The following is a 24,218-nucleotide window of genomic DNA, read 5'->3' on the forward strand; positions in this document are numbered from 1 at the left end:
TCAGCTCCCTTGTCTGTTGGTGACGATCGATACGAAGGACACGCAGCCGCCGGGGCGGCCGCCGAGATTGTGGGTGAGGGCGGTATGCGGGCCGTCCAGTTGGCGGTCACCGGCTTCGCCCCGGAACTGCAGCCACGCTTCGTACAACATGCGCAATCCGCTGGCACCGACGGGATGTCCGAAGCTCTTCAGCCCGCCGTCCGGGTTGACGGGCAGCCGGCCGTCGGCATCGAATTCTCCTGCCACGACGTCTTTTACGGCCTGCCCGGCCCCGGTGAAGCCGAGATCCTCCATCAGCACGATCTCGGTGGGGGTGAAGCAGTCATGGACTTCGGCGAAGGACAATTGCGTGCGGGGATCGGAGATGCCGGCCTGGGTGTACGCGTCCTTGGCGGAGCGGACGACCTCGGGGAACGTGGTGTAGTCGTAGCCGGGATCCATTGCACCGCGCCCGGATCCGGCCGTCAGGGCCAACGCGGACACATACATCGGGGTATCGGTGTAGAGGTGGGCACGGTCGGCAGGGACGATGAGGGCACAGGCGGCTCCGTCGGAGACTCCGGAGCAGTCGAACACCCCGAGCCGCCCGGCCACTTTCGGGGCGCCGTCGATGGTGTCCTTGGCCACCGGAGACCGGAACTGTGCCTTCGGATTCCGTGCACCGTTGGCGTGATTCTTCCAGGCGACATGCGTCATCGCCGCGCGCATCTCGTCGGCGTGCACGCCGTACTTGGCGCAGTACGCGGGGTCCAGCAGGGAGAACGCGGCGGGCGCCGTCATCGAAATCTCCGATGCGGTGCCGTCGCCGGGCGGGTCCTGACGCAGCAGCCCGGAGAATCCGGAGTCCTTCAGCTTCTCCACGCCGACGGCCATCACGACGTCATAGGCGCCGGCGGCGACCGCGTAGCAGGCATTGCGGAACGCTTCCGAGCCGCTGGCGCACATGTTCTCCACGCGGGTGACCGGCTTGTCATCCGAGCCCAGGGGACGGCTCAGGGTCAGCCCCGACATGCCGGAACTGAGGGTGCCGAGCCAGTAGGCGTCGACGTCGTCACGTCCGATGCCTGCCGACGTCAGGCATTCGGTGTAGGCCTCCAAGATCAGATCCTCGGTCGACACCTCCCAGCGTTCACCGAATCGGCTGCAGCCCATGCCGATTACCGCGACACGGCCGGCGATACCGTGGCTCGCCATCAGATCAGCACCGCCTTCCAGAAGTAGTCGTGGATGCCACCGGCGGTGAAGAGCCGGCGGAAGCTGAACCGCACCCGGGCACCCACCTGCAGCCGCTCCGGTTCGGCATCGGCGATCTCCACGGTGACGCGCCCGCCACCGTCGACATCCACCACTGCCTGCACCATCGGCGGCGACGGTGAGTACGCAAGACGGTCGAAGGTGAAGGTGGCCACGGTGCCGGTCGAGCTCGCGACCGGGGCAGGGCTCATCCGGTCGACGACGCCGCACCCCCGGCATACCCGTGCCGGCGGCAGGTGCACGAAACCGCAATCATCGCAGCGCGTTCCGGTGAGACCGAACTTCCACGACGTGCCGCGCGATGCCGGCGGTGCCCCTACCCGATCAGGTTCGGGCCGCCGCGGTGGTTCCAGTTCGATCAGCCCACGCCAGGACAGATAGGTCACCGGCGCCACCGGCAGGCCGCCGGTGAGCTGCCCGGCCAGCGGTGTGCGCTGCCTACTGTGAGCGAGCCGGTCGGTGGTGCGCAGTACGAGGGCGTCGCAGCCGTCGGTGGCCGAGAGCACCAGGATGCTGTCCTCCGGGTCGGCGATGTCGAGGACGGCGCACAACGCCATCGCGGCATCGACGCTGCCGCTGAACCCGATCGGTGAAACCTGCACCGACTTCTGGCCTTTCACCAGGGCGCCGGCCCGCTTCACGACGGCCGCGTTGGGACAGGCCACCACGACGTGATCGGCATCGGCCACCCCGGCGGCGTCCAGTGCGTCGGCCGCGGCCGCCCGAAGGAGCGGGGCGTAGCGTTCGAAGCCGAAGCGTTCCTCCCACTGCTGACCGGTCACCGCGCCCGGCGCGCGCCACCGATCCAGGAATTCCTCGGTACGGGAGGCGGTGGCCAGCACCTCGGCGATCGCCGGGCCGGCACCGAAAACCAGTGCGGCCGCACCGTCGCCGCCCAGTTTCTCGTCTGATGAGCCGGGCCGGCCGACCCGTACGTCTGAGGCCACGGCAACACCGCCGGACTGTGCGGCCAACGCCATCGCGGCAAAGGCGCTGCGCCCGGTGCCGCACAGATCGGCCGCGAACGCGGTGTCCGGCAGGGCCAGCGCGGCATGGACGGCCGTGGCATTGGTCTTGTCCGCATAGGCCGGGGTACTGGTCGCGAAATAGACGGCTGTCGTGTCGGTCCCGTTCAGCGCGGCAGTGGCCGCCGCGACGGCCATGGTGGTCGAGTCCTCGTCATAACCGGCGACGACGCGCCGGCCCAACCGGTACCGGGGCAGGTAGGCGGCATAGCCGAGCAGGCCGCTCATGACGCACCCCGGAACACCGCGGCCAACCCCTGCCCGCCACCGATGCACATGGTCTCCAGCGCCAGACCGCCCCCGCGCCGGCGTAGTTCGTGCAGCATGGTGGTGAGAATCCGCACCCCGGTCGCGGCGATCGGGTGCCCCAGCGAGATCCCGGAGCCGTTGACGTTCAGGCGGTCCTCGACATCGGCGAGCTTGACCCCCCACCCGGAGAGCACCGCAAGCACCTGCACCGCGAATGCCTCGTTGACCTCGATGAGGTTCAGGTCATCAAACGTCAATCCTGTTCTACTGAAGAGCTTTTCCACTGCGCCGACAGGGCCGATGCCCATCCGGGACGGCTCGCAACCGTACGCTGCCCAGCCCTCCAGGTAGCCGATCGGTTCCAGACCGAGGTCGTCCAGCCGGTCCTCGGCAACCACGAGGCAGGCCGCGGCGGCGTCGTTCTGCTGGCTCGAATTGCCGGCGGTGACGGTGCCGCCGGCCACGATGGTGCGCAACGCGGCCAGACTCTCGGCGGTGCTGTCGGGCCGGACTCCTTCGTCACGCTCGAAATGAACTGTCGCACCGCGGCGTTGGGGTACGTCGACGGGGACGATCTCGTCGGCGAACAACCCGGAATCCTGCGCCGCGGCCGCCCGTTGATGACTACGCGCGGCGAAAGCGTCGGCCGCATCCCGGCCGATGCCATAGTCGTCGGCCAAATTCTCGGCGGTCTCGATCATGCCGCTGATCGCACCGAATCGCCATGCCGGCTGCGACATTTCGCGCCCGCGGTCGAGCCGGTCGTACAGGGTCTGGTTGCCGGCGCGGGCCCCCCAGCGAGCGGTGGTGGTGTAGTGCTCGATATTGCTCATCGACTCGACACCTCCGGCCAGGACCACGTCGGCGGCACCGGTCTGCACTGTCATCGCCGCCGTGATCACAGCCTGCAATCCGCCACCACAACGCCGGTCGATCTGCAGTCCGGGCACCGTCACCGGCAGTCCGGCGTGCAGCGCCACCCACCGTCCGATGCACGGCGCCTCGGAGTTGGCATACGACTGCGCGAACACCACGTCCTCGATGCGCTCGGGATCGATGGCGCTGCGCTCCACGACCGCTGTGACGACCCGGGCGGCCAAATCCTCTGCGCGCAACGGCATCAGCGCGCCGCCAAAGCCACCGACCGCGGTGCGCAGCGGCGCGACGATTGCGGCCCGTCTCACGACTCGCCCCGCCATCGGTCTGCGGACGGGTCGAGCAGGCTGCTGAGCCGCTCGTCCGGCAGCCAGGTGATGGTTTCCAGTTCCAGCGCGTCGAGGAAACGCACGCGGCCCGTGCGCATGTCCTCCAGGCGTAACCGCGGCGAGTTGCCCTGTACGTCGAAAGCCACCGCCACCTCCGCGAATTCGTTGCCGACGAGCGGGCCGTGGGCGGGATCGAAGTGAATTCCCATCTTCGGCCTCAAATCAGGAAACCCATGGTCGGGATGGCCTTTTCGTTGTCCACGAGGACCACCTTCTTGTACGCCAGGCGCAGCTCCGCGCCGTCGCGGCGCAACCGATAGGTGGTGCGCCCGCCCCACAATTCGTTACCGCGGGCCCGCGATTCGATCACCAGGAAGTTCGCGCCGATCTCCAGGTCGAGGCCACCGACGGGGTTGGGGCGGCCACCGAGAAATTCGATGTTGGAGATGAGCCGGCGCAGGTGCGACTGGGGGGCCTGCGCGTACCGCCGTCCGGTGCGGGCCTGTTTGAGCCGCGTCGAGATTCGGTTGCGGTTGTCATGGATGATCGACATCTGCCGGCCCGGGTCGATGTCGGCCCCACCGGCGGGCACCCAGTACAGGGCATCGTCGGTCCACAACGCCTCCCAGGCGTCGTAGTCGCTTTCGTCGGCGAACCTGGCCTCCCGGTACACGAACTGCTCGACCTCGTGGCGGTCGAATCCTTCTGGTACGGCGACGAGTTCATCGCTCAGCGTGGTGGTCACGGTGTCTCCATCAGGTTCTTGTAGTGCGACCAGAATCCCCGCATCCCGGTTTCGTCGGTCGCGCTGCCGACGGGATGGCCCCTCTCGTCGACTGTTTCCCGGTTGATGCCACGGCGGACGTCCAGCCATTCCGGGTTCAACGCCGCCAGGCCGTGCTGGTTGCGTTCGTACATCTCGGTGTCGTCGGCCAGTAGCATCCCGGCCGGACCGACCGATCCGACACATTGGGAAACCATGCGCCGGTTGAGTTCCGGTGCGCCGGCCAGCTGCACCGCGGTGGCGTACTGGACGCATTCATCGACCGACACCGGCTGGATGTTGAACACCTGAATCTCGGCGATGAAAAGGTTGGGGAAGATCATCACGTGCGGGGCGCCCTCGATGAGGATCCGTTCGGCATCCGCGCCGCGCGCGGCTCTGATGGCGGCGACGTAGTCCGGCACCCGCGACTCGGTGGTGCCGAACCAGCGCATGGGCTCGGCGAACTTGCGGAACTCCGGACGCAGGTCGTTCTCGCTGTGCCCGTTGCCGAGGTCGCGGGTGACCGCCGTCGACGAATCGCTGTAGAGCGGTCCGATGGTGCTTCCGGTCACCCCGAATATGGAGCCGTGCACGAATTGGGGGTGGTAGCCGTCGGTCTCGTTTTCGGCCAACAGCTTCCAGTTCGCCCGTGTCGTGTGCTGCAACCATCCGGCGGTGAGTTCGACCCTGCCCTCCGGTGAGAGCCGGGTCAGCCGGTCGATCTCGCCCGTGGCGTCACCCAGGTGCTCGACGAGGCTGGGACCGTCGGCCGCGAAGCTGCCGAAGACGAATCCGCCGTACGAGTCCACCCGCGGCACCCGGCCCATGGCCAGATCGAGTTTCCGTTCCCCGTAACCCTTGAAGAACGGGAACCCGATGAGCTCACCGGTATTGCGAAACGTCCAGCCGTGGTACGGACAACGGAAGGTGCCGGAGTTCCCCTTGGCGTCATCGCACACCTGATTGCCGCGATGGGCGCACCGGTTGAGCAGCAGATGGATCTGGCCTTCGCGGTCGCGGGTCATGATCACGTCCTGCGGCCCGAGCTTCTTGCGCACGTAGTCGTTGGGCTGGGCGACCTCGCTTTCGTGGCCGACGAAAACCCAAGTGCGGTACCAGATTTTCGCCAGCTCCTCAGCGAAGATCGAGGGGTCGGTGTACAGCGATCCGTGCACCCGGTCGCGGTGGATCAACCGGTCGTACCGGCTTCCGATGACCGATGTCATGAGCGTGCTCCTAGAGTTCCTCCGAATACGGGACGGCGCTTCTCTTGAAAGGCGCGGATGCCTTCGGCGAAGTCGTCGCTGTCGAACAGGCGGGCCTGGTGGGCGGCCTCCTGATCGAGGGCGTCCAGCGGATGCAGGCCCGGCGCTTCCATCAACATTTCCTTGATGACACCGAGCGCCTGGGCCGGACCGTCAGCCAGTCGCCTCGCATCGGCGAGCGCAGCGGCCAGCACCGCGCCGGGTTCGGCAACGGCGTCGACGAGTCCCCAGACATGGGCCTGTTCCGCCGTGACCGGGGTGCCGAGCGTCAGCATCTGCCGGGTCCTCGGAATACCGATACGGCGCGGCAGCGAGACGAAGGTACCCATATCCGCGGCGAGTCCGACGTTGGTGAACGTGGTGGCGAACCGCGCGTCGGTGGCCGCCACGACCCGGTCACAGGCGGCAGCCAGCGCAACCCCGGCCCCATACGCGGCGCCTTCGACGGCCGCGAGCACCGGCTTGGGCGTGACCCAGATGGCTCGAATCACGGCCTGCGCCAGCCGGGCCCGCGCCAGTGCCACGTCCGGCGCCATGCGGCACATGGTCGAAACGTCCCCGCCCGAGCAGAACACCGGGCCCGCGCCGGTGAGCACGATGACCCGCACCGCCGGGTCGCCGTCGGCCTCCTCGAGCGCCTCGCGCAGAGCCAGCCGCAGTGGAATGTCGATGGCGTTGCGTACCTCGGGCCGGTTCAGCGTGAGAATCCGCACCGCGCCGTCGTCGGTGATCAGTACGGTCATTTCCCGGTGAACCTCGGCGCCCGGCGTTCGATCACGGCCCGCAGTCCTTCCAACGCATCAGCGGTGCCGGACAACTCCGAGACGGTGCGGGCTTCCTCGGCCAGCCGGGCTTCGACGGGCGCCCCGAGCCCGGACCACACCAGCCGCTTGGTGGACGAAAGGGCCTGCGGCGGCAGGGCTGCCAACTGACCCGCGAGCTGGTCGGCGCGTTCGGCGAGCAGCTCGTCGTCGACCACCTCGGTGATCAGGCCGATGCCCGCGGCTTCGTCGGCGGTCAGCGTCGGATTGGTCAACAGGATGCGCAGAGCGTGGCGCAACCCGACCAACTGGGTGAGCGTCACCGAGGATCCGCCGTCGGGTGCCATACCGACGCGTACGGCGCCGGAGAAGAACTTCGCCGAGCGCGCCGCCACCACGATGTCCGAGGCGCACACCAGCCCGAGCCCGGCCCCGCCGGCCGCGAAGCCCTGCACCGACGTGATCACCGGGGCCTTCAGCTGGATCAGGGCCGCGCTGGCCAATTGCAGCCACGCCGTGGCCTCCCGCAGATAGTCGGGCAGGCCCGCGCCTTTCGATTCGAAGGTTTTGACGTCGCCGCCGGCACAGAAATGCGGTCCGGCCCCCGACAACCGCACCACCCGTACCCGCGGATCGGCGTGGCAGCGCAGTACGGCGTCGTGCAGCGCCTTGAGCAACTCGACATCTACCCCGTTGGCGGAATCCGGCCGGTTGAGTCGCAGCCACGCGACGCCGGCGTCGTCAACGTCGAGCAGTACGGGGGCATCGATGGTGGTCGTCACGATCTGACCTCTCTGGAGTCGAATGCCGCGGTGCCGGATGCGCCGCTGCCGATGATGTGCCGCACGACGGCATCCGTTTCACTCGTCAACGCCGCATCCAGAGAGCCCGCCAGCCCGGTGCCGACGAGCCGTTTGATGCTGACGACGGCCTGCCGGCTCCGGCCGGCCAGTTCCCGCACGAACGTGTCGACCTCGTGCTCGAAATCCGTTGCCGGGCAGGAACGGTAGGCCAGGCCGCGGGTGACCGCCTCACCCCCGGACAGCCGGTCTCCGGACAGCAGCAGGGCCAGCGCCTGCTGGCGACCGACGAGCCGGGGCAGTCGGGCGGTGCTACCGCCGCCCGGAATCATGCCGAACCGGATGTGGTTGTCGGCGATCCGGGCGGTGTCGCTGACCAGGACGATATCGGCGGCCTGCATGAGCTCGAAACCGCCGGCGGCAGCGACTCCGTCCACCGCGGCGACGACGGGCACGTCGATCTCGGCGATCGTGTCGCAGGCTCGCCTGAACTCCGTGAACAAGAACTTGAGCGCCGCCGGCCCCTGCGCGCGCAGCTGCTCAACCTCATCGAAATCGCCACCCGCACAGAAGTTTCCGCCGGAACCCCGCAACACGATGACGTTGAGGTCGCGACGCCGGCCGAGATCATGCAAGGCGGCGGCCAATTCGGATGCCAGCGCGACGGTGACGGCGTTCATCCGTTCGGGCCGGTTCAGCGTGATCCGGCCGATCGCTCCGTCGATCACCGCCGCCACGGTGCACTCCGCGCCACTCACAGGCGTCTCCCTTGTCCGGTGGTTGTGGACAAATCTAATCACAATTTCTAATCTAGGTTAAATCAACGATCGGCGTTTGATCAACCACGCCGAGCAAGGAGCAGGCGGCATGGATCTGGGACTGCGCAATGCGCGCGTGGTGGTGACCGGTGGGGCCTCGAACATCGGGCGCGGCATCGTGCACGAGTTCGCCGCAGAAGGGGCACGCATCGTGATCAGCGACATCGACGGACCGCAGGCCGAGAAGGTACGCGCCGAGGCGCTGGCCAAGGGCGCGGCGGAAGTCGAGGTCGCGATCGGCGATCTGACCACGGCGGAGGGGGCGGACGCCGCCATCGGCACCGCGCTACGGGCCTGGGATGGAATCGACGTGCTGGTCAACAATGCCGGTTGGAGCGTGCCCGGTTTCATCGCCACCGACACCGACCGCGACAAGTGGCAGCGCACCATCGAGATCAACCTGTTCAGCGCTATTGGCACCACGCAGGCCGCCATCGGGCCGATGCAGGAGGCCGGCGGCGGCGCGATCGTGTTCATCGCGAGCGACGCCGCGTTCGGGCAGATCCGCCAGGGCGTCTATGGCGCGTCGAAGGCCGCGATGGTGGCCTTGGCGCGTACCACCGCCCGCGAGCACGGCCGGCACGGCATCCGGTCCAACATCGTGTGTCCGGGCCTGGTCATCCCCGACGGTCCCGACGCCGTCGGGGCCGACAGCCTATGGTCGGTCGGTCAGGACAACGTCTTCAACCAGTCCCAGATCGACTTCATGATCAAGGACACCCCGACACGGCAGCTGACCACGGCTGCCGATGTCGGACGGGCGGTGCTGTTCTTCTCTTCGCCGAGGGCAGCCAAACAGGTGACGGGACAGATGATCTCGGTCAGCGGTGGCTACACCATGCCCTGAGCTGCGCTCACCCGATCGCAGCACGCTCCCTGTCGGCGCGATCCACGTCGGCCAGGTCGATCCCCTTGGTCTCGCGCGCGAAAGCCAATGCCACCAGCGTCACCACGCACGCCCCGGCCAGATAGATCGCGATCGGCACCGATGAGTGGTAGTCCTTCAGCAACCGCACCGCGATGATCGGCGCGAGTGATCCGGCGAAGATCGCCGTCACCTGATAGCCAAGGGACACACCGGAATAGCGCATGCGGGTCGGGAACATCTCCGACATCAGGGCGGGCTGCGGCGCGTACATGAACGCATGCGCCACCAGGCCGGCGGTGATCGCGCTCATGATGACGACGTACTGCTTGCTGTCCATCATCGGGAACGCCACGAAGCCCCAGACAGCGGTGAGCAGCGTGCCGATCAGATAGACGGGCCTGCGGCCGATCCGGTCAGAGAGCTTCCCCACCAACGGGATTGCCACCAGATGCGCCGCGTGGGCCACCAGCAGATACCACAGGATCAGCGAAGTGCTCACCCCCGCGTGCACTTTCAGATAAGTGATCGAGAACGTGACCACCAGGTAGTACATGATGTTCTCGGCGAACCGCAGGCCCATCGCGGTCAGCACCTTGCCGGGGTAACGCCGGAGCACCTCGACCACGCTCAGTGACGATGCCTTGAATGCCTCGGCTTCTTCTTGTGCTGCAACGAAAATCGGCGCATCGGTCACCTTGGTCCGGATGTAGTAGCCGATCAGCACCACCACTGCCGAAAGCCAGAACGCCACCCGCCAGCCCCAGGACAGGAACGCCGACTCCGGCAGCGTCCCCGTCAACGTCAGCAGTACGACGGTGGCCAGGATGTTGCCCACGGGCACCCCGGCCTGCGGCCAGCTGGACCAGAATCCGCGGCTGCGCGCGGGACTGTGCTCGGCCACCAGGAGCACCGCGCCGCCCCACTCGCCGCCGACCGCGAAGCCCTGGATGAACCGCAGCACCACCAGCAGGGCCGGCGCCCAGTAGCCGATCTGCGCATAGGTCGGCAGACAGCCCATCAGGAAAGTAGCCGAACCGACGAGGAGCAGCGAGAACTGCAGCAGCGTCTTGCGGCCGAACTTGTCGCCGAAGTGGCCGAACACCACGCCACCGAGGGGGCGCGCGACGAAGCCCACGGCGTACGTGACGAAGGCCGCGAAGATGGCGTCGAGGTCACTGCCACTCTGCGCGAAAAACACCTTGCTGAACACGATCGTGGCAGCGGTGCCGTACAGGAAGAACTCGTACCACTCGACGACGGTGCCGGCCATGGAGGCCAGGACGACCCGACGCAATCCGGACCGGATCGGCGCGCTCATGGCGCGACTATAGCCAGGTGTCCTCGGTTGTCGTGGTCAAGAACGCTTCCAAATCATCGCGCCAGTGCGCCGGGGTGTTCTTGTCCGGTTCGATGCCGGTGTACTCGCCGCGGTAGAACAAGAGAGGGCGGGGCTTCATGGCCTGTGGCTCCGACATCGACTGCACCCCGCCGAACACCACAAAGTGGTCGCCGCCGTCGTGCACCGAGTGCACCGTGCAGTCGATGTGCGCAAGCGTGCCCTCGAGCACCGGGGAACCTAATTCCGAAGGGCGCCAATCGATGCCGGCGAACTTGTCCTCAGCCTTCGAGCCGAACTGCGCCGAAACGTGTTGCTGGTTCTCGTGCAGCATGTTGACGCAGAACTTGCCGCTGGCCTCGATGGCCTTCCATGCCCGCGAATGCTTCGTCGGACAGAACAGGACCAGTGGCGGATCCAGCGACAGCGCGGCGAACGACTGGCAGGCGAAACCTACCGGCACACCGTCATTCACGGTGGTGATGACGGTGATGCCGGTACAGAACTGCCCGAGCACATTGCGGAATGTGCGGGGGTCGATCTGCGGTGTCTGGGTCATGCCGCGCGAGCCTACTTGAACCCGACGCTGAAGTCGTGGCCCCAGAGACTGATGCCGACGCTCTCGCGGGCGATCCAGCTCTCGTCCTCGACTTCGAGTCCCTCGCAACCGAATTCCATGTCGAAGCCACCCGGCGTCTTCATGTAGAAGGACAGCATCTTGTCGTTGATGTGCCGGCCGAGGGTGGCCGACATCTTGACCTTCTTGCGGTTGGCGCGGTCCAGGCAGAGGCCGACGTCGTCGGAGTTCTCCACCTCGACCATCAGGTGCACGATGCCGGTCGGGTTGGGCATCGGCATGAACGCCAGCGCGTGGTGCCGCGGGTTGCAGCCGTAGAAGCGCAGCCACACCGGGTCGCCATCGGCGGGACGGCCCGCGATCTGCGGAGGCAGCCGCATCGAGTCACGCAGCCGGAAGCCCAAGACGTCCTGGTAGAACGCCTGCGCGGCGGCATCGTCGTTACAGGTCAGGACGACGTGGCCCAGGCCCTGTTCAGCGGTGACGAACTTGTGGCCGTAAGGGCTGACGAAACGACGACCCAGGTACTGGATGCCGTAGAACACCTCAAGGGTGTTGCCGGCGGGATCCTGGAAGCTGATCATGCCCTCGACCTTGCGGTCGAGCAGCTCGTCCTTGGTGCCCTCGGTGAACGCGACGCCGTGGGCGGTGAGGTTTTCCTTCACCTGCTCGAGGGCAGGCGCATCAGCGACCTCCCAGCCCGAGGCCAGCAGCCGGTCCTTCTCGCCCGGCACGATCACCAGGCGAGCCGCGACGTCGTCCATCCGCAGGTAGAGAGCGTCAGGGTTCGTGCCCTCGCCCGCCATCATGCCGAGCACCTTGAGCCCGAACTCGCGCCACGCGGCCACGTCGGTGGCCTCGATGCGCATGTAGCCGAGGGCCTTGATGACAGTCATCGACCGGATATCCCCTTAGACCATGGTGTCTGCGGGCGGCAGACCGAATTCGTTGTTGCCGAAGATCAGGTAGGCGCGCTCGGGCTCGTTGGCGGCGTGCACGCGACCGGCATGGGCGTCACGCCAGAACCGCTGCAGCGGAGTGCCGTTGGCCAGGGCGGTGGCGCCGGCGGCCTCGAAGAGCCGGTCGACCGACGCGATGGCGCGCCCGGTGGCGCGCACCTGGTCACGACGGGCACGGGCCCGCAACTCGAACGGGATCTCCTTGCCCGCGACCAGCAGGGCGTACTCGTCACCGACATTGCCGATCAGCTGACGCCAGGCGGCGTCGATGTCGCTGGCCGCCTCGGCGATCCGAACCTTGGCGAACGGGTCGTCCTTGGACTTCTCACCGGCGAACGCGGCACGGACCCGCTTGCCCTGGTGCTCGACGTGCGCCTCGTAGGCGCCGTAGGCCATCCCGACGATCGGCGCCGAGATGGTGGTGGGGTGCACGGTGCCCCACGGCATCTTGTACACCGGGGCGGTGTTGGTCAGGTAGCCGCCGGCGGTGCCGTCGTTCATCGACTTGTAGGACAGGAACCGGTGCCGCGGCACGAACACGTCCTTGACCACGATCGTGTTGCTACCGGTACCACGCAGGCCGACCACGTTCCACACGTCATCGATGGTGTACTCGGTGCGCGGGATCAGGAAGCTGCCGAAGTCGACCGGGCGGCCGTCCTTGATCACCGGGCCGCCGAGGAACGCCCAGGTGGCGTGCTCCGAGCCGGAGGACCAGTTCCAGGCGCCGTTCACGATGTAGCCGTCAGCGGTTTCGGTCACCACACCGGCACCCATCGGCGCGTACGACGAGGAGATGCGGACGGTCGAGTCGTCGCCCCAGACGTCTTCCTGGGCCTGCTGATCGAACAGCGCCAGGTGCCAGTTGTGCACGCCGATGATCGACGCAACCCAGCCGGTGGAGCCGCAGGCGCTCGCGATGCGGCGGACCGCCTCGTAGAACAGCGTGGGGTCGGCCTCGAGGCCGTCCCACTGGGCGGGCTGCAGCAGTTTGAAGAAGCCGATTTCGTTCAGACTGTCGATGGACTCCTGCGGCACCTGACGCAGGTCCTCGGTTAACTGTGCGCGTTCACGCAGCACCGGCAACAGGTCGTCGATACCGGCCAGCACGGTCTGCACGTCGCGTTGTTCAATGGACGTCACGGGTTGCCTCCAGAGAGTGGTCGTCTAGACAGAAGATTAGAACACGTTACGATTTGTGTCGAGCACGGTAGTCCTGCAGCAGGTAGACCCACAAAAGTGGCCATCTATAACCTGTTCTAGTTACCGACCACTGGCCGGAGTGAAAGAAGGGTGATGGGTGTGGACGAGCCGCTGGGCAGCCACGTGCTGGAACTTGTGGTGGCCGACGTCGTCGCAGAGACCGCGGACGCACGCGTGTTGGTGTTCGCGGTGCCGAACGGCGCCGGCGACCCTGTGATCCCGCCCGACCGGCTGAAGTACTCCCCCGGTCAGTTCCTGACCCTGCGCGTCCCGAGTACCCGCACCGGGTCCGTGGCCCGCTGCTATTCGCTGTGCAGCTCGCCGTACGCCGACGAGGCGCTGACCGTCGCGGTCAAGCGCACCGCGGACGGCTACGCATCGAACTGGCTGTGCGACAACGCGCACGTCGGTATGCGCATCCACGTGTTGGCACCGTCCGGCACCTTCGTCCCCAAGAATCTGGACGCCGACTTCCTTCTGCTGGCCGGCGGCAGCGGCATCACCCCGATGCTGTCGATCCTCAAGTCCGCATTGTCGGAGGGCACCGGCAAGGTGACGCTGTTCTACGCCAACCGCGACGAGAAGTCGGTGATCTTCAGCAAGGCCCTGCGTGAGCTGACCTCGCTGTATCCCGACCGGCTGTCCGTCGTGCACTGGCTGGAGTCGGTGCAGGGACTGCCCAACCCGACCATCCTGGCCACGCAGCTGGCGCCCTATGTCGAGCGCGAGGCCTTCATCTGTGGCCCGGCGCCGTTCATGGCCGCCACCGAGGAAGCGCTGCTCAAATCCGGCGCCGACAAGAGCAATGTCCATCTCGAGGTGTTCCAGTCACTGGACTCCGACCCGTTCGCCGCCGTCGTGCTCGCCGAAGATGACAGCGATGAGGGCCCGGCGACCGCAATCGTCACGCTCGACGGCGAGACGCACGAACTGCGGTGGCCGCGCAATGCCGTGCTGCTCGACGTGCTGCTCGACAAGGGACTGGACGCACCGTTCTCCTGCCGAGAGGGGCACTGCGGCGCATGTGCGGTGCTGATGAAGAAGGGCGATGTCGACATGGCGATCAACGACGTGCTGGAGCCGTCCGACCTCGAAGAGGGCCTCATCCTCGGTTGCCAAGCGGTGCCGAAGACGGATTCCGTCGAAGTCACCTACGACGAGTAGCGAACGGATTAGTTTCTTGACTGTGAACCGGCTTACTGCAGCAAGTGCGGCCGCTGTGCTGACCGCAACCGCCCTGATGTCCCCCGTGACAGCTGCTGCCGCGGTCAATTCGGCCGACGCATTCGTGCCGGTCGACGACGGCACCAAGATCCAGATTCACGTCACCGCGAACTGCGCCGGTGGTGCGTGCACGTTCAACACCGCCACCAACCTGGTGGTCGGGGGCAACCCGGTCCCGCTGCCGCCGAACACCTGGGCGCGCGAGAACATCACGCTGCGCAGCTCCAACCGCGATGTGTACCAGGATGTCTCGTACAGCGCGCCGACCGGCGCCCCGCCCATCAACCGCGGCTCATGGAATGGCCCGGTGAATTCGCGGCAGCTCAAGTCACAGAACAGCGCGCTCGTGTCGGTCACTTTCAACGGCGGCGGCACGTTCGAGGAATTCGCAGTCGACGGCACCTCACTGCCGCTCGACGTGCGGACCGGTCGGCCGAACACCGATGCCAATTTCATTGCGTGCGCGGACATTCAGGTCACCTACCCCGGAGTGAACCTCACGACGCCGACCGCGTGCGCCACCACTCACTTCTGAGCCACCGAAAGTGAAGTAGATCGCGAACTTTCGCGATTTCTTCGGCATCTGGTTCACGTTCGGCGGTCGGTCGCGTCCAACAGATCACTGAGCCGCTGCAGCGCGTCGACGACGCCGTCGACTTCGTCGACCCCGAAGGCCTCGTCGATATAGCCGTTGACGGTGGTAAGCGCAGCATCAAGGCGCCGAAGGGCATCGGTACCGGATTCGGTTGGCCACAGCTCCCAGGCGCGGCCGTCACGGTCGCTGATTCTTCGTTCGACGAATCCCGCCTTCTCCAGGCGGGAGACCATCGCCGTGACGGCCGACTCACGCTGGCCGAGTTGGGCCGCGATGAGCGACTGGCGGCATCCGGCTTGGCTCTCGATCAGCATCAGCGCCGCGGCCTGCGCCGTGGAGATGCCCGCCCCGTCGATGAACAACCGGTCGGCGGTGGTGCGCAGCCGCTGGGCCGCGGCCTGCAGATGGAAATACGCGCGCCGCCGACCTGCCGGTGATCTGTTCTTCGAAGCCACCCTTGCATTATTACTTCACTAGTGAAGTAATGGAACGATGACACGAGTGATCGACGCGTGGTCCCAACACCCAAATGAGGTGTTCGTGCGCCAGCCCTGGCTACAGCCGTTGCTGCGCTGGACCCGCCAAGAAGACCTGCCGGCGTTGCCCATCGACGTCACGCTCAAAGCGATGGACGACGCCGGCGTCGAGAAGTCGTTGTTGTGCGCCTGGGTCGGGCCGTGCGGGCCGCTGATCGACAATGACGAGACGGCGGCGCACGTACGGGCGCACCCAGACCGTTTCGCGGGCGTCGCCTCCGTGGACTTGACGCGGCCCGTCGAAGCCGTGCGTGAATTACGCCGTGCGGTAACCGATCTCGGCATGGTGGCATTGCGTGTCGTGCCGTGGCTGTGGAACCTGCCACCCAACGACCGCCGTTACTATCCGCTGCTGCAGACCTGCGCCGAACTCGGTATCCCGTTCTGCACGCAGATCGGGCACGCCGGGCCGCTGTGCCCGTCCGAGCCCGGCCGGCCGATCCCCTACCTCGAGACGGTCCTTCTCGAATTCCCCGAACTGGTGGTCATCGGTGGTCATGTCGGCGCACCGTGGATAGACGAAGTGCTGTTCCTGGCCAAGAAGTTTCCGAACTTCTACATCGACACCTCGGCCTATGCCGTGCATCGCCTGCCCCCGGCGCTGGTGGATTACCTGCGCGGATCCGGCCGCACCCGAGTACTTTTCGGGACCAACTGGCCGATGCTGTCCGCACAGCGGTGCCTGGAAAGACTCGACGAGTTGAGCCTCGACACCGAGGCGCGCGAACTCTATCTCGGCGGGAATGCCGCCCGGGTTTTCGGCGTCTGACGCCCCGACTGTTCGCGAATCAGCTTGTGCCACCGGCGATGCCGGTACCGAAAGATGCCGGCCGCGCCGAGGGCGACCAGGCCGGTGAACCACCCGGCGTCGATCTCGATGGTGTCGGCGTAGCGGCAGCGCCCCGGGCCGGTGGGCTCGACATGGAGCGTGTGATTCCACGATTTGATCCGCCCGCCGTACTCATGCGTGCGAATGGTGTGTGTGGCATGGTCGACCGACAGCACCTCGATGGTGTGCCGATATGCGGGCAGCACGTGAAAAGCCAGGAGCCAGCCGGCCCCTCGTTCGCCTGCCTGCAACGGCTCAGTGCGGCCGGCGAGCGCCGGCACCCCGAACAGGCCGCGACACACGTACAGGAACGTCGCCGGCAGCTGCATGGCGTGCCATACGCGTTCGAGATCGGCATCCAGTTCGGACTCGATGTGCACCTTCTTCACGGCGACGCTCCTTTGAGTTAGGGTCACCTAATCATCGACCGGCGAGAAGCCGGTGACTACTCGCTTTTTCGCGCGGAGGTGACCGTGGCACCACCGGACCGGTTTCGCGCCCGCAAGCAGCCCAAACAACAACGGTCAGTCGAGACTCGGCAGCGAATCCTCGAAGCCGCTGCTCACGTTTTCGCGGAGTTCGGCTACCGCGGCGGCACCACCAATCGCATTGCCGAGGCGGCGAGTATGTCGATCGGCTCGCTCTACCAGTACTTTCCGAACAAAGACGCAATCCTTGTCGCGCTCACCGATGCTCACGTCGATGCCGGGACGACGCTATTGGCGGCCCGGGTGGCAGCGGGACTGCCGTCCACGCTGGAGGGCCAACTTCGGCTGTTCACGCGCGCGACCATCGACAACCACCGCGACAATCCGCAGCTGCACCAGGTGCTGTTCGCGGAGGCGCCGCGGTCACCGGCGCTACTGGCCCGGCTGCGCGACGCCGAGGAATCCGCGGTGGCGACGGCGCACGAGCTCTTGGCTCAGCATCCCGAAATTCGCGTCCCCGATCTGAAATTCGCCGCGCGGATGACGGTCGCGACCATCGAGTCGCTGACTCACCGCCTCATCGCCTGCGCGGATCCCGCCGATCCACAACTGCTGGAGGATTCGACCGTCTCGATGCTGGCGACATATCTGCGAGGCCAGTAGTTCAGCTCTGCGCGACCGCCAGCTCTTGTCGCTGTTCCTCGGCCGCGGCCTGCCGTCCCCAGCGCCCGGCCAACGTCGCGCAGGTAATCAGCTGGATCTGGTGAAAGATCATCAGCGGCAACACAATCAGGCCCACCGGGTGCCCGGCGAACAACACCGTGGCCATTGGCAGCCCGGTAGCGAGGCTCTTCTTCGATCCACAGAAGATGATCACGATGCGGTCAGCGCGGTCGAACTTCAATAGCCGCGCCACCCCTGCCGTAATACCCAGCACCACCGCCAGCAGCACCACACTGACGGCAATCACCGCGAGCACGTTGGTGACCTTCATGCCGGTCCAAATATGTTCGGCCATCCCCGCACTGAACGCTGCGTAGACCACCAGGTAGACCGAGCCACGGTCGACGACCTTGGTGAGGGTGGTGTGGGCCAGCACCCTGTGCAGCTTGGACCGCAGTAGCTGACCGGCGAGGAACGGCAGCAGCAGCTGCACGACGATCTCCAGGATCGAGTTCGCCGACACCGTGGCGGCGCCGGTGGTCGTCATGAGCAGGCCCACCAACAACGGGGTGAGGAAGATGCCCAACAGGTTCGACGCCGATGCGCTCACGACGGCCGCTGCGACGTTGCCGCGAGCGATCGAGGTGAACGCGATGGACGACTGCACCGTGGACGGCAGCAGACACAGATACAGCATGCCGGTGTAGAGCTCGTCGGTCAGCATCGACGGCACCAGCAGCTTCATGGCCAGTCCGAGCAGCGGGAACAGGACAAAGGTCGCGGCCAGCACCGTGGTGTGCAGCCGCCAGTGCTTGAGCCCCTCAAGCGCCTCACGCGGGTGCAGGCGGGTGCCGTACAGCAGGAACAGCACAGCGATCGCGACCTTGGTCGCCGTCTCGACGGCCTGACCGGCGTCGCCGCGGGCCGGAAGCAGCACACCGATGGCCATTGCGGCGAACAGGCCCAGCAGGAAGCCATCGATCCGGAGTTTGGCGAGCATGTTCACCGGACAAACGTACTGTCGCAGCCACTCATAGCGATAGGCGATGGATTCGATATATCTAAACGGATATCGTGATGAATATGTTGGATCCCGAACTGCTGCGGACCTTCCTCGCAGTCGAGCGCGCCGATGGATTCACGGCCGCCGGACGGCTGCTGGGGCTCCGCCAGTCAACCGTCAGCGGACATATCTCCCGCTTGGAGCAGGCCGTCGGCCGCGAGCTGTTCCGGCGCGACACCCGCAATCTGGCTCTCACTGCCGACGGCGCGGCGATGGTCGGCTTCGCCCGCGACATCCTGGACGCGCAAACCAAGGCCGACCGCTATTTCTCCGAATCCCAACCCACCGGCCTGATCCGCCTGGGCGCCTCCGACGATCTGGTCGGCCGGATGCTCTCCGACGTGCTGGTCGAGTTCAGGCGGTCCTATCCCGGCGTCGACCTGGAGCTGGTGGTGGGCCTGAGCGAGAACCTCAAAACCCGAATGGCTGCAGGCGAATTGGACCTCATGGTGGCCAAACGGCTGCCCGGCGAGCAACACGGCGAGCTGCTGTGGCGGGACCGCCTGGTGTGGGCCGGGCGGCCCGGGCTGACCGACATCCCCGACCCGGTACCGATCGTGACCTATCCACCGCCGAGCCTGACCCGACACATCGCGCTACGCGAACTGGAACGCGAGCGCCGCGCCTGGCGCATCGCGTGCGTCAGCGACAGCCTGCTCGGCCTGCAGGCCGCGGCACTCGCCGGGCTCGGCATCATCGCGCATTCCGAATCGGTTCTGCCGCAGGGCCTTCAACCGATCACCGACGGCCGACTTCCCCGTCTGGGGCACCTGGAATTCGTTCTGCTGCACCGGCGCAGTACGCCGTCCGACGCCGAAGTGGCCCTGCACGACGCGATCGTCGCCGGCGCACACCGTATGCGGCGTTGACGGAGCAGGGGCCGCTAGCGCGGCAGGCCCAGCAGTCGCTCGCCGGCCACGGTCAGCAGAATCTGCTCGGTACCACCGGCGATGGACAGGCAACGGGTGTTGAGGAAGTACCGGACGTCCGGAGAATCCTGGATGCCCGACCCGTCGTGGGCGTCCATGATGGTCTCGGCCAGCGCCTGGCGGTAGCGCACGCCGATGAGCTTGCGCACACTCGACGGAGCTCCCGGATCGTGGCCACCGACGGCCATCTGCGCCGTCAGCTGATCCAGCAGCGAACCCACCTGGGCCGCAACGATCAGCGCACCAAGGCGTTCCGCGTGAGCGGCGTCCAGTTCCCGGTCGCCGAGCACGTCCAGCAGGTGCTCCATGCCCTTGTCCAGTGCGCCACCGGCGGCCATGGCGACGCGCTCGTTGGCCAGTGTGGTGCGGGCCAGCGCCCAACCGCCGTCGACAGGGCCGATAACACAGTCGTCCGGCACGAACAGGTCGTCCAGGAACACCTCGTTGAACAGCGCCTCACCGGTGATCTCCCGGAGCGGGCGAATGTCGATGCCGGGCGAGCTCATGTCGACGACGAAATAAGTGATGCCCTTGTGCTTCGGCGCGTCAGGGTTGGTGCGCGCCAAGCAGATTCCCCAGTTGGCGCGATGCGCGTTGGAGGTCCACACCTTCTGGCCCGTCAGCTTCCAACCGCCGTCGACCTTGACGGCCTTGGTCCTCAGAGCCGCCAGGTCGGAGCCCGCGCCCGGCTCGGAGAACAGCTGGCACCAGTACACGTCGCCGGTCAGGGTGCCCGGGATGAAGCGGTCGATCTGCTCGGGCGTGCCGTGGCCCAGGATGGTCGGCGCGGCCCACCAGCCGATCGAAATGTCCGGGCGCACAACGCTTGCGGCGCTGAGCTCATCATCGATCACCAGCTGCTCACCCGGCGACGCGGAGCGACCGTACGGCGCGGGCCAGTGCGGAGCCATCAGTCCGGCCTCGGCCAATGCGGCCTGGTGCTTCTCGACGGGGAGCGCGGCGATCTGGGCGACCACGGCGGCGATCTCGGGACGGATCGTCTCCGCCTCGCCGGTATCGACATGCAGCTGACGGCGCAGCCCCGAACGGGTCAGCGCGGCCACCCGGCGCAACCAGCTGCCGTGGCCGCCGAGAATCTGGGCGGTGGCGTACGCGCGGCGCAGGTACAGGTGCGCGTCGTGCTCCCAGGTGAAGCCGATGCCACCGAGCACCTGAATGCAGTCGCGCCCATTGTGTTTCGCGGCATCGATGGCGGCGGCAGCAGCCACGGCGGCGGCGATGGAGAGTTGTTCGGCGTCACCGTCTGAGACAGCACAGACGGCGGCCTCGGCGACGTCGCTCGCGGCCACCGCAACCTGCTGCGAACGCAGCAACATCTCGGCGCACATGTGTTTGACGGCCTGGAAGCTGCCGATCGGCTTGCCGAACTGCTCACGCACCTTGGCGTAGTCGGCGGCTGTCTCCAGCTGCCAGCGGGCCAGGCCCGCGGCCTCGGCGGCCAGCACGGTCACGGCCAGGTCGGCGACCGGGGCATCGATGACGGTCGCCGCGGCGCCGCGGCATTCGACACGGGCCAACGGGCGAGAGAAGTCGGTGGCCTCGAGCGGCGTGACGGTGACGGCGGACGCGGTGGCGTCGACCAGCAGCCAGACGTCGCCTGCCGGCAGGATCAGCAGCCCGTCGGGCAAGGCACCCAGCACGAACTTGGCGGTGCCGGTGGCGGACTGGCCGTCGAAGACGATGTCTGAGCTCAGCGCCAGACCGGCGGTGCGCTGACCGGACACCAGCGCCTCGAGCAGCGCGGCGTCGGTGATCACCAGAGTTGCCAGGGCGGTCGTGGCGACCGGTCCGGGAACCAGCGCGGCAGCGGCTTCGTCGACCATCACGCAGAGATCAGCAATGGATCCGCCGGCTCCGCCGAGGTCCTCGGGGACCGCGACGCCGAAGGTCCCTAGTTCGACCAGACCGTCATACGGGCCGCGCCAAGAATCAGCGGAACCCCCCGCTCCGGCTTCCAAAGCCCGGACCGCGGCGATGGAACCCGACGCGAGGGCCCAGCTACGGACCATTTCGCGGACCTCGGCCCGCTCGGAGTCGATAGTTGTGGAAGTGATGGACACCATGCGCTCCTAGCGTTTGGGCGAGAAGAACACGCTTCTCACTAGAACGTGTTCTAATGGTGACAGCAATCAGACGTCAAGTCGATCGCCATTACAGCAGGACACTCGGGTGTCCCGGGGCGCCTGGAGGTGGGAAATTACCGATCACATTGCGTATCGTTTTCACCCACTGCGCTACCCGAAGGAGTTGATGGGCGCATGGCCCGCGAGACAACCCTGCCAGCAACACCCGACTCCGATTCCGCCGTCCGCCCTAGGGAGGTGACGACCATGGCTGTACTCGCCGAGTCCGAACTGGGCTCCGAAGCGCAACGCGAGCGTCGTAAGCGCATTCTGGACGCCACCCTCGCCATCGCCTCCAAGGGCGGCTACGAGGCAGTTCAGATGCGCGCTGTGGCAGAACGCGCCGATGTCGCCGTCGGCACGCTGTACCGCTACTTCCCGTCCAAGGTGCACCTACTGGTGTCCGCGCTGGGCCGCGAGTTCGAGCGCATCGACGCCAAGACCGATCGCGCCGCGCTGACCGGCGGTACGCCGTACCAGCGGCTCAATGCGATGGTCGGCAAGCTGAACCGGTCGATGCAGCGCAATCCGCTGCTGACCGAGGCCATGACGCGTGCTTTCGTGTTCGCCGACGCGTCCGCGGCCGGTGAGGTTGATCACGTCGGCAAGCTCATGGACTCGATGTTCGCCCGCGCCATGAGCGACGGTGAGCCCACAGAGGACCAGTACCACATCGCCCGCGTCATCTCCGATGTGTGGCTGTCGAACCTGCTGGCCTGGCTGACCCGGCGCGCTTCGGCCACGGACGTGAGCAAGCGGCTCGATCTGGCGGTCCGGCTGCTGATCGGCGACGGCGAGCACCCTAAAATCTGACCGGTGCTCCCGGCTGATCTGATCACGGCGCTCGACGCAGTCGCCGCCACACCCCGCCTGCTCGTCACCTCCGATTTCGACGGCACCCTGGCGCCGATCGTCAACAACCCTGCCGACGCGCGAGCGTTGCCCGCCGGATCTGCTGCCGTACTGAATCTGGCGGAGCTCCCTGACACGTTCGTCGCGCTGGTGTCCGGCCGCGCGCTGGAGGTCCTTCGCGCGCTTTCCGGCATGCCCGCGTCGGTGCAGCTGGTGGGTAGTCACGGCGCCGAGTTCGACGACGGATTCACGCAAACCGTCGACGGCGTTCTGCTGGCCCGCATCGTCGATTCGCTCACCGAGATCGCAAGTCGATACCCGGGCGTGAAAGTCGAGACCAAGCCCGCCAGCGTTGCCCTGCACGTCCGGAACGCCTCGGCTGACGACGGCGAGGCCGCTTTGGCGGCCGCGCGCAGGGCCGGGACGGCGTGGCCCGCCGAAACCACCGAGGGCAAGGCGGTACTGGAGTTCGCGGTGATCACCACCAGCAAGGGCTCGGCCATCGACCTACTGCGCGAGCGCGACGGCGCGACCGCGGTGGTGTACCTGGGCGACGACGTCACCGACGAGAAGGCCTTCGCCCGGCTGCGCGACGGCGACGTCGGCGTGAAGGTCGGCCCCGGGCCGTCGGCCGCGCGGTACCGCATCGACTCCCCCGAGGACGTCGCAGAGGCGTTGGCGTACCTGGCGGCGCGCCGGGCAGGTTAAGCGGGCGGACCCGAGGTGCGGCCGCGGACCAGTTCGGTGTCGAGCACCTCGATGACCGGGATGCCGGACCGCGGCGGATTGTTCAGCAGGTATCCGGCCCGCCGACCTTTCTCCAGACTCGGCTGGGCCACGGTGGTCAACCCGCGGGCCAGCGCCTCGGGGACGCCGTCGAATCCGGTCACGGTCATCTGGCCCGGCACGTAGATACCGCGCGACCGGAGGTGGTCCATGGCCGACAGAGCCAGGACGTCAGCGGTGCACATCAGCGCTGTGATGCGCGGATTGGCTTGCAGCGCAACAGCGGCCGCGGCCCCGCCGGAACTCGGCAGGTGCTCGAACGTCTCGACCACCGTGAGGGCATCGGGATTCAGCCCGGCACCGGACATCGCGTCACGTACCCCGAGAATGCGTTCGCACTGCACGTGAAAATGCTGCGAGGTGAGCCGCTCCGGGTCCGCGACGGCCGACTGTGCGTTGCCGTGCGGCCAGTCCCGGCCGAGCCGCATGGTCAGCAGGCCGATCTCCCGATGACCAAGGCCGACAACATATTCCGCGATGCCACGCATGGCCGCCCGGTCATCGATGCAGACCCGCGAGGCGCCCTGGACGTCCTTGGGCTGGTCGACGATGACGATCGGCACGCCACGCTGCTGCACCACCGGCAGGTAGGGATCGTCGTCGGAGGCGGCGTAGACCACGAACCCGTCGACCCCGGCGGACAGCACCGCCGCGGTGCCGTCCTCGACCGACCGGTTCGGCCCGGCTGCCACCAGCAGCAGGCCCTGCCCCGCCTCCTCACACGATTCGGCAAGTCCGGCAACGAAATCCAGCGCCGCAGGGTCACGGAACGAGTAGTTGAGCGACTCGGTGATGATGAGCCCGAAGGCGCCGGCCTTGCGGGTACGCAGAGAGCGCGCCACCGGGTCGGGCCCGGGGTAACCCATCTCCTTGGCCGCGGCGAGTACCCGCTCACGAAGCTCCGGGGAGAGTTGGTCCGGCCGGTTGTAGGCATTGGAGATCGTGGTGCGCGAGACCTTCAGCTCGGCAGCCAGTGAGGCCAGCGTGGCCCGACGCCTCGGGTTGGGACTCCTCGGCATGTTGTGACGCTAGCGCATCCGATTCGCGCTGCGGGGCAGCGGTGCACTAGATTTATTGCAAACG

The 24,218-nt window shown here is 67.0% G+C and carries 26 protein-coding genes; 8 read left to right on the plus strand and 18 right to left on the minus strand.

Annotated features, from left to right (window positions below; translation table 11 throughout):
- The 9 genes from G6N59_RS13435 to G6N59_RS13475 are packed head-to-tail and all read right to left on the minus strand — an operon-like array spanning position 1 to position 8,083.
- Positions 1-1,194: an acetyl-CoA acetyltransferase gene (locus G6N59_RS13435; protein ID WP_138232758.1), complete on the minus strand. Its 1,194-nt coding sequence runs from the start codon at positions 1,192-1,194 to the stop codon at positions 1-3.
- Positions 1,194-2,507, minus strand: coding sequence for an OB-fold domain-containing protein (locus G6N59_RS13440; RefSeq protein WP_138232759.1), 1,314 nt, complete (start codon positions 2,505-2,507; stop codon positions 1,194-1,196). The genes G6N59_RS13435 and G6N59_RS13440 overlap by 1 nt, the downstream gene beginning before the upstream one ends.
- Positions 2,504-3,712 carry an acetyl-CoA C-acetyltransferase gene (locus G6N59_RS13445; protein WP_138232760.1) on the minus strand — a complete coding sequence of 403 codons (1,209 nt, stop codon included), beginning with the start codon at positions 3,710-3,712 and terminating at the stop codon, positions 2,504-2,506. The genes G6N59_RS13440 and G6N59_RS13445 overlap by 4 nt, the downstream gene beginning before the upstream one ends.
- Entirely contained in the window at positions 3,709-3,942 is a 234-nt protein-coding gene (locus tag G6N59_RS13450; RefSeq protein WP_138232761.1) for a hypothetical protein, read from the minus strand. Before G6N59_RS13450 ends, G6N59_RS13445 begins: the two co-directional genes overlap by 4 nt.
- Before the next feature lie 8 nt (positions 3,943-3,950).
- Positions 3,951-4,478, minus strand: coding sequence for an aromatic-ring-hydroxylating dioxygenase subunit beta (locus G6N59_RS13455; RefSeq protein ID WP_138232762.1), 528 nt, complete (start codon positions 4,476-4,478; stop codon positions 3,951-3,953).
- Positions 4,475-5,725: an aromatic ring-hydroxylating oxygenase subunit alpha gene (locus G6N59_RS13460; RefSeq protein ID WP_138232763.1), complete on the minus strand. Its 1,251-nt coding sequence runs from the start codon at positions 5,723-5,725 to the stop codon at positions 4,475-4,477. The genes G6N59_RS13455 and G6N59_RS13460 overlap by 4 nt, the downstream gene beginning before the upstream one ends.
- Complete coding sequence (locus tag G6N59_RS13465; protein ID WP_138232764.1) at positions 5,722-6,507, minus strand: enoyl-CoA hydratase/isomerase family protein; 786 nt, start codon at positions 6,505-6,507, stop codon at positions 5,722-5,724. The genes G6N59_RS13460 and G6N59_RS13465 overlap by 4 nt, the downstream gene beginning before the upstream one ends.
- The gene (locus tag G6N59_RS13470; RefSeq protein ID WP_138232765.1) at positions 6,504-7,307 is read right to left on the minus strand and encodes an enoyl-CoA hydratase/isomerase family protein; all 804 of its coding nucleotides are present in this window, start codon (positions 7,305-7,307) and stop codon (positions 6,504-6,506) included. Before G6N59_RS13470 ends, G6N59_RS13465 begins: the two co-directional genes overlap by 4 nt.
- Positions 7,304-8,083 (minus strand): enoyl-CoA hydratase/isomerase family protein, encoded by a 780-nt coding sequence (locus G6N59_RS13475; RefSeq protein WP_234884423.1) that lies wholly within the window; start codon positions 8,081-8,083, stop codon positions 7,304-7,306. Before G6N59_RS13475 ends, G6N59_RS13470 begins: the two co-directional genes overlap by 4 nt.
- Before the next feature lie 109 nt (positions 8,084-8,192).
- Between G6N59_RS13475 and G6N59_RS13480 the strand changes: the two genes are divergently transcribed.
- A complete protein-coding gene (locus G6N59_RS13480) occupies positions 8,193-8,990 on the plus strand; it encodes an SDR family NAD(P)-dependent oxidoreductase (RefSeq protein WP_138232766.1) in 798 nt (265 codons plus the stop codon).
- A gap of 7 nt (positions 8,991-8,997) precedes the next feature.
- On the opposite strand, the gene G6N59_RS13485 is transcribed toward G6N59_RS13480, so the two are convergent.
- From G6N59_RS13485 to hsaA, 4 genes are read right to left on the minus strand one after another with little or no spacing between them, the layout of a single operon-like run.
- Entirely contained in the window at positions 8,998-10,329 is a 1,332-nt protein-coding gene (locus G6N59_RS13485; protein WP_138232767.1) for an MFS transporter, read from the minus strand.
- A gap of 7 nt (positions 10,330-10,336) precedes the next feature.
- Entirely contained in the window at positions 10,337-10,906 is a 570-nt protein-coding gene (hsaB, locus tag G6N59_RS13490; RefSeq protein ID WP_138232768.1) for a 3-hydroxy-9,10-secoandrosta-1,3,5(10)-triene-9,17-dione monooxygenase reductase subunit, read from the minus strand.
- An 11-nt stretch (positions 10,907-10,917) separates the two neighbouring features.
- The gene (gene hsaC, locus G6N59_RS13495; protein ID WP_138232769.1) at positions 10,918-11,820 is read right to left on the minus strand and encodes an iron-dependent extradiol dioxygenase HsaC; all 903 of its coding nucleotides are present in this window, start codon (positions 11,818-11,820) and stop codon (positions 10,918-10,920) included.
- 15 nt (positions 11,821-11,835) lie between these two features.
- Positions 11,836-13,026 carry a 3-hydroxy-9,10-secoandrosta-1,3,5(10)-triene-9,17-dione monooxygenase oxygenase subunit gene (gene hsaA, locus G6N59_RS13500; RefSeq protein WP_138232770.1) on the minus strand — a complete coding sequence of 397 codons (1,191 nt, stop codon included), beginning with the start codon at positions 13,024-13,026 and terminating at the stop codon, positions 11,836-11,838.
- A 153-nt stretch (positions 13,027-13,179) separates the two neighbouring features.
- Here hsaA and G6N59_RS13505 point away from each other — a divergent pair, with 153 nt between their 5' ends.
- Together G6N59_RS13505 and G6N59_RS13510 are read left to right on the plus strand one after the other, a co-directional pair.
- Positions 13,180-14,250 carry a ferredoxin--NADP reductase gene (locus G6N59_RS13505; RefSeq protein ID WP_138232771.1) on the plus strand — a complete coding sequence of 357 codons (1,071 nt, stop codon included), beginning with the start codon at positions 13,180-13,182 and terminating at the stop codon, positions 14,248-14,250.
- A 22-nt stretch (positions 14,251-14,272) separates the two neighbouring features.
- Complete coding sequence (locus tag G6N59_RS13510; RefSeq protein ID WP_138232772.1) at positions 14,273-14,845, plus strand: hypothetical protein; 573 nt, start codon at positions 14,273-14,275, stop codon at positions 14,843-14,845.
- Positions 14,846-14,898: 53 nt separating this feature from the next.
- Here the strand turns inward: G6N59_RS13510 and G6N59_RS13515 are convergent, their stop codons facing one another.
- Positions 14,899-15,360 (minus strand): MarR family winged helix-turn-helix transcriptional regulator, encoded by a 462-nt coding sequence (locus G6N59_RS13515; RefSeq protein WP_138232773.1) that lies wholly within the window; start codon positions 15,358-15,360, stop codon positions 14,899-14,901.
- Positions 15,361-15,397: 37 nt separating this feature from the next.
- Here G6N59_RS13515 and G6N59_RS13520 point away from each other — a divergent pair, with 37 nt between their 5' ends.
- Positions 15,398-16,210 (plus strand): amidohydrolase family protein, encoded by an 813-nt coding sequence (locus tag G6N59_RS13520; protein WP_138232774.1) that lies wholly within the window; start codon positions 15,398-15,400, stop codon positions 16,208-16,210.
- On the opposite strand, the gene G6N59_RS13525 is transcribed toward G6N59_RS13520, so the two are convergent.
- The gene (locus G6N59_RS13525) at positions 16,171-16,659 is read right to left on the minus strand and encodes an Rv1443c family protein (RefSeq protein ID WP_138232775.1); all 489 of its coding nucleotides are present in this window, start codon (positions 16,657-16,659) and stop codon (positions 16,171-16,173) included. The two genes, G6N59_RS13520 and G6N59_RS13525, sit on opposite strands and share 40 nt — an antisense overlap.
- Before the next feature lie 84 nt (positions 16,660-16,743).
- Between G6N59_RS13525 and G6N59_RS13530 the strand changes: the two genes are divergently transcribed.
- On the plus strand, positions 16,744-17,361 hold the full coding sequence (locus tag G6N59_RS13530) for a TetR/AcrR family transcriptional regulator (protein WP_138232776.1): 618 nt from the start codon (positions 16,744-16,746) through the stop codon (positions 17,359-17,361).
- A gap of 1 nt (position 17,362) precedes the next feature.
- Here G6N59_RS13530 and G6N59_RS13535 read toward each other — a convergent pair whose 3' ends face one another.
- Positions 17,363-18,361 carry a bile acid:sodium symporter family protein gene (locus G6N59_RS13535; RefSeq protein WP_407665887.1) on the minus strand — a complete coding sequence of 333 codons (999 nt, stop codon included), beginning with the start codon at positions 18,359-18,361 and terminating at the stop codon, positions 17,363-17,365.
- A gap of 77 nt (positions 18,362-18,438) precedes the next feature.
- On the opposite strand from G6N59_RS13535, the gene G6N59_RS13540 reads away from it, so the two are divergent.
- A complete protein-coding gene (locus tag G6N59_RS13540; protein WP_163911302.1) occupies positions 18,439-19,293 on the plus strand; it encodes a LysR family transcriptional regulator in 855 nt (284 codons plus the stop codon).
- A gap of 14 nt (positions 19,294-19,307) precedes the next feature.
- On the opposite strand, the gene G6N59_RS13545 is transcribed toward G6N59_RS13540, so the two are convergent.
- Entirely contained in the window at positions 19,308-21,437 is a 2,130-nt protein-coding gene (locus tag G6N59_RS13545; protein WP_138232779.1) for an acyl-CoA dehydrogenase family protein, read from the minus strand.
- Between the two features lie 267 nt (positions 21,438-21,704).
- Between G6N59_RS13545 and kstR the strand changes: the two genes are divergently transcribed.
- Both kstR and otsB read left to right on the plus strand, forming a co-directional pair.
- A complete protein-coding gene (kstR, locus tag G6N59_RS13550) occupies positions 21,705-22,310 on the plus strand; it encodes a cholesterol catabolism transcriptional regulator KstR (protein WP_407665858.1) in 606 nt (201 codons plus the stop codon).
- 3 nt (positions 22,311-22,313) lie between these two features.
- Positions 22,314-23,057, plus strand: coding sequence for a trehalose-phosphatase (gene otsB, locus G6N59_RS13555; protein ID WP_138232780.1), 744 nt, complete (start codon positions 22,314-22,316; stop codon positions 23,055-23,057).
- Here otsB and G6N59_RS13560 read toward each other — a convergent pair.
- The gene (locus tag G6N59_RS13560) at positions 23,054-24,154 is read right to left on the minus strand and encodes an Rv3575c family transcriptional regulator (RefSeq protein ID WP_138232781.1); all 1,101 of its coding nucleotides are present in this window, start codon (positions 24,152-24,154) and stop codon (positions 23,054-23,056) included. The two genes, otsB and G6N59_RS13560, sit on opposite strands and share 4 nt — an antisense overlap.
- Between the last annotated feature and the right edge of the window lie 64 nt (positions 24,155-24,218).

It is taken from the genome of Mycolicibacterium aubagnense (assembly GCF_010730955.1).
GTDB classification, from domain to species: Bacteria; Actinomycetota; Actinomycetes; order Mycobacteriales; family Mycobacteriaceae; genus Mycobacterium; species Mycobacterium aubagnense.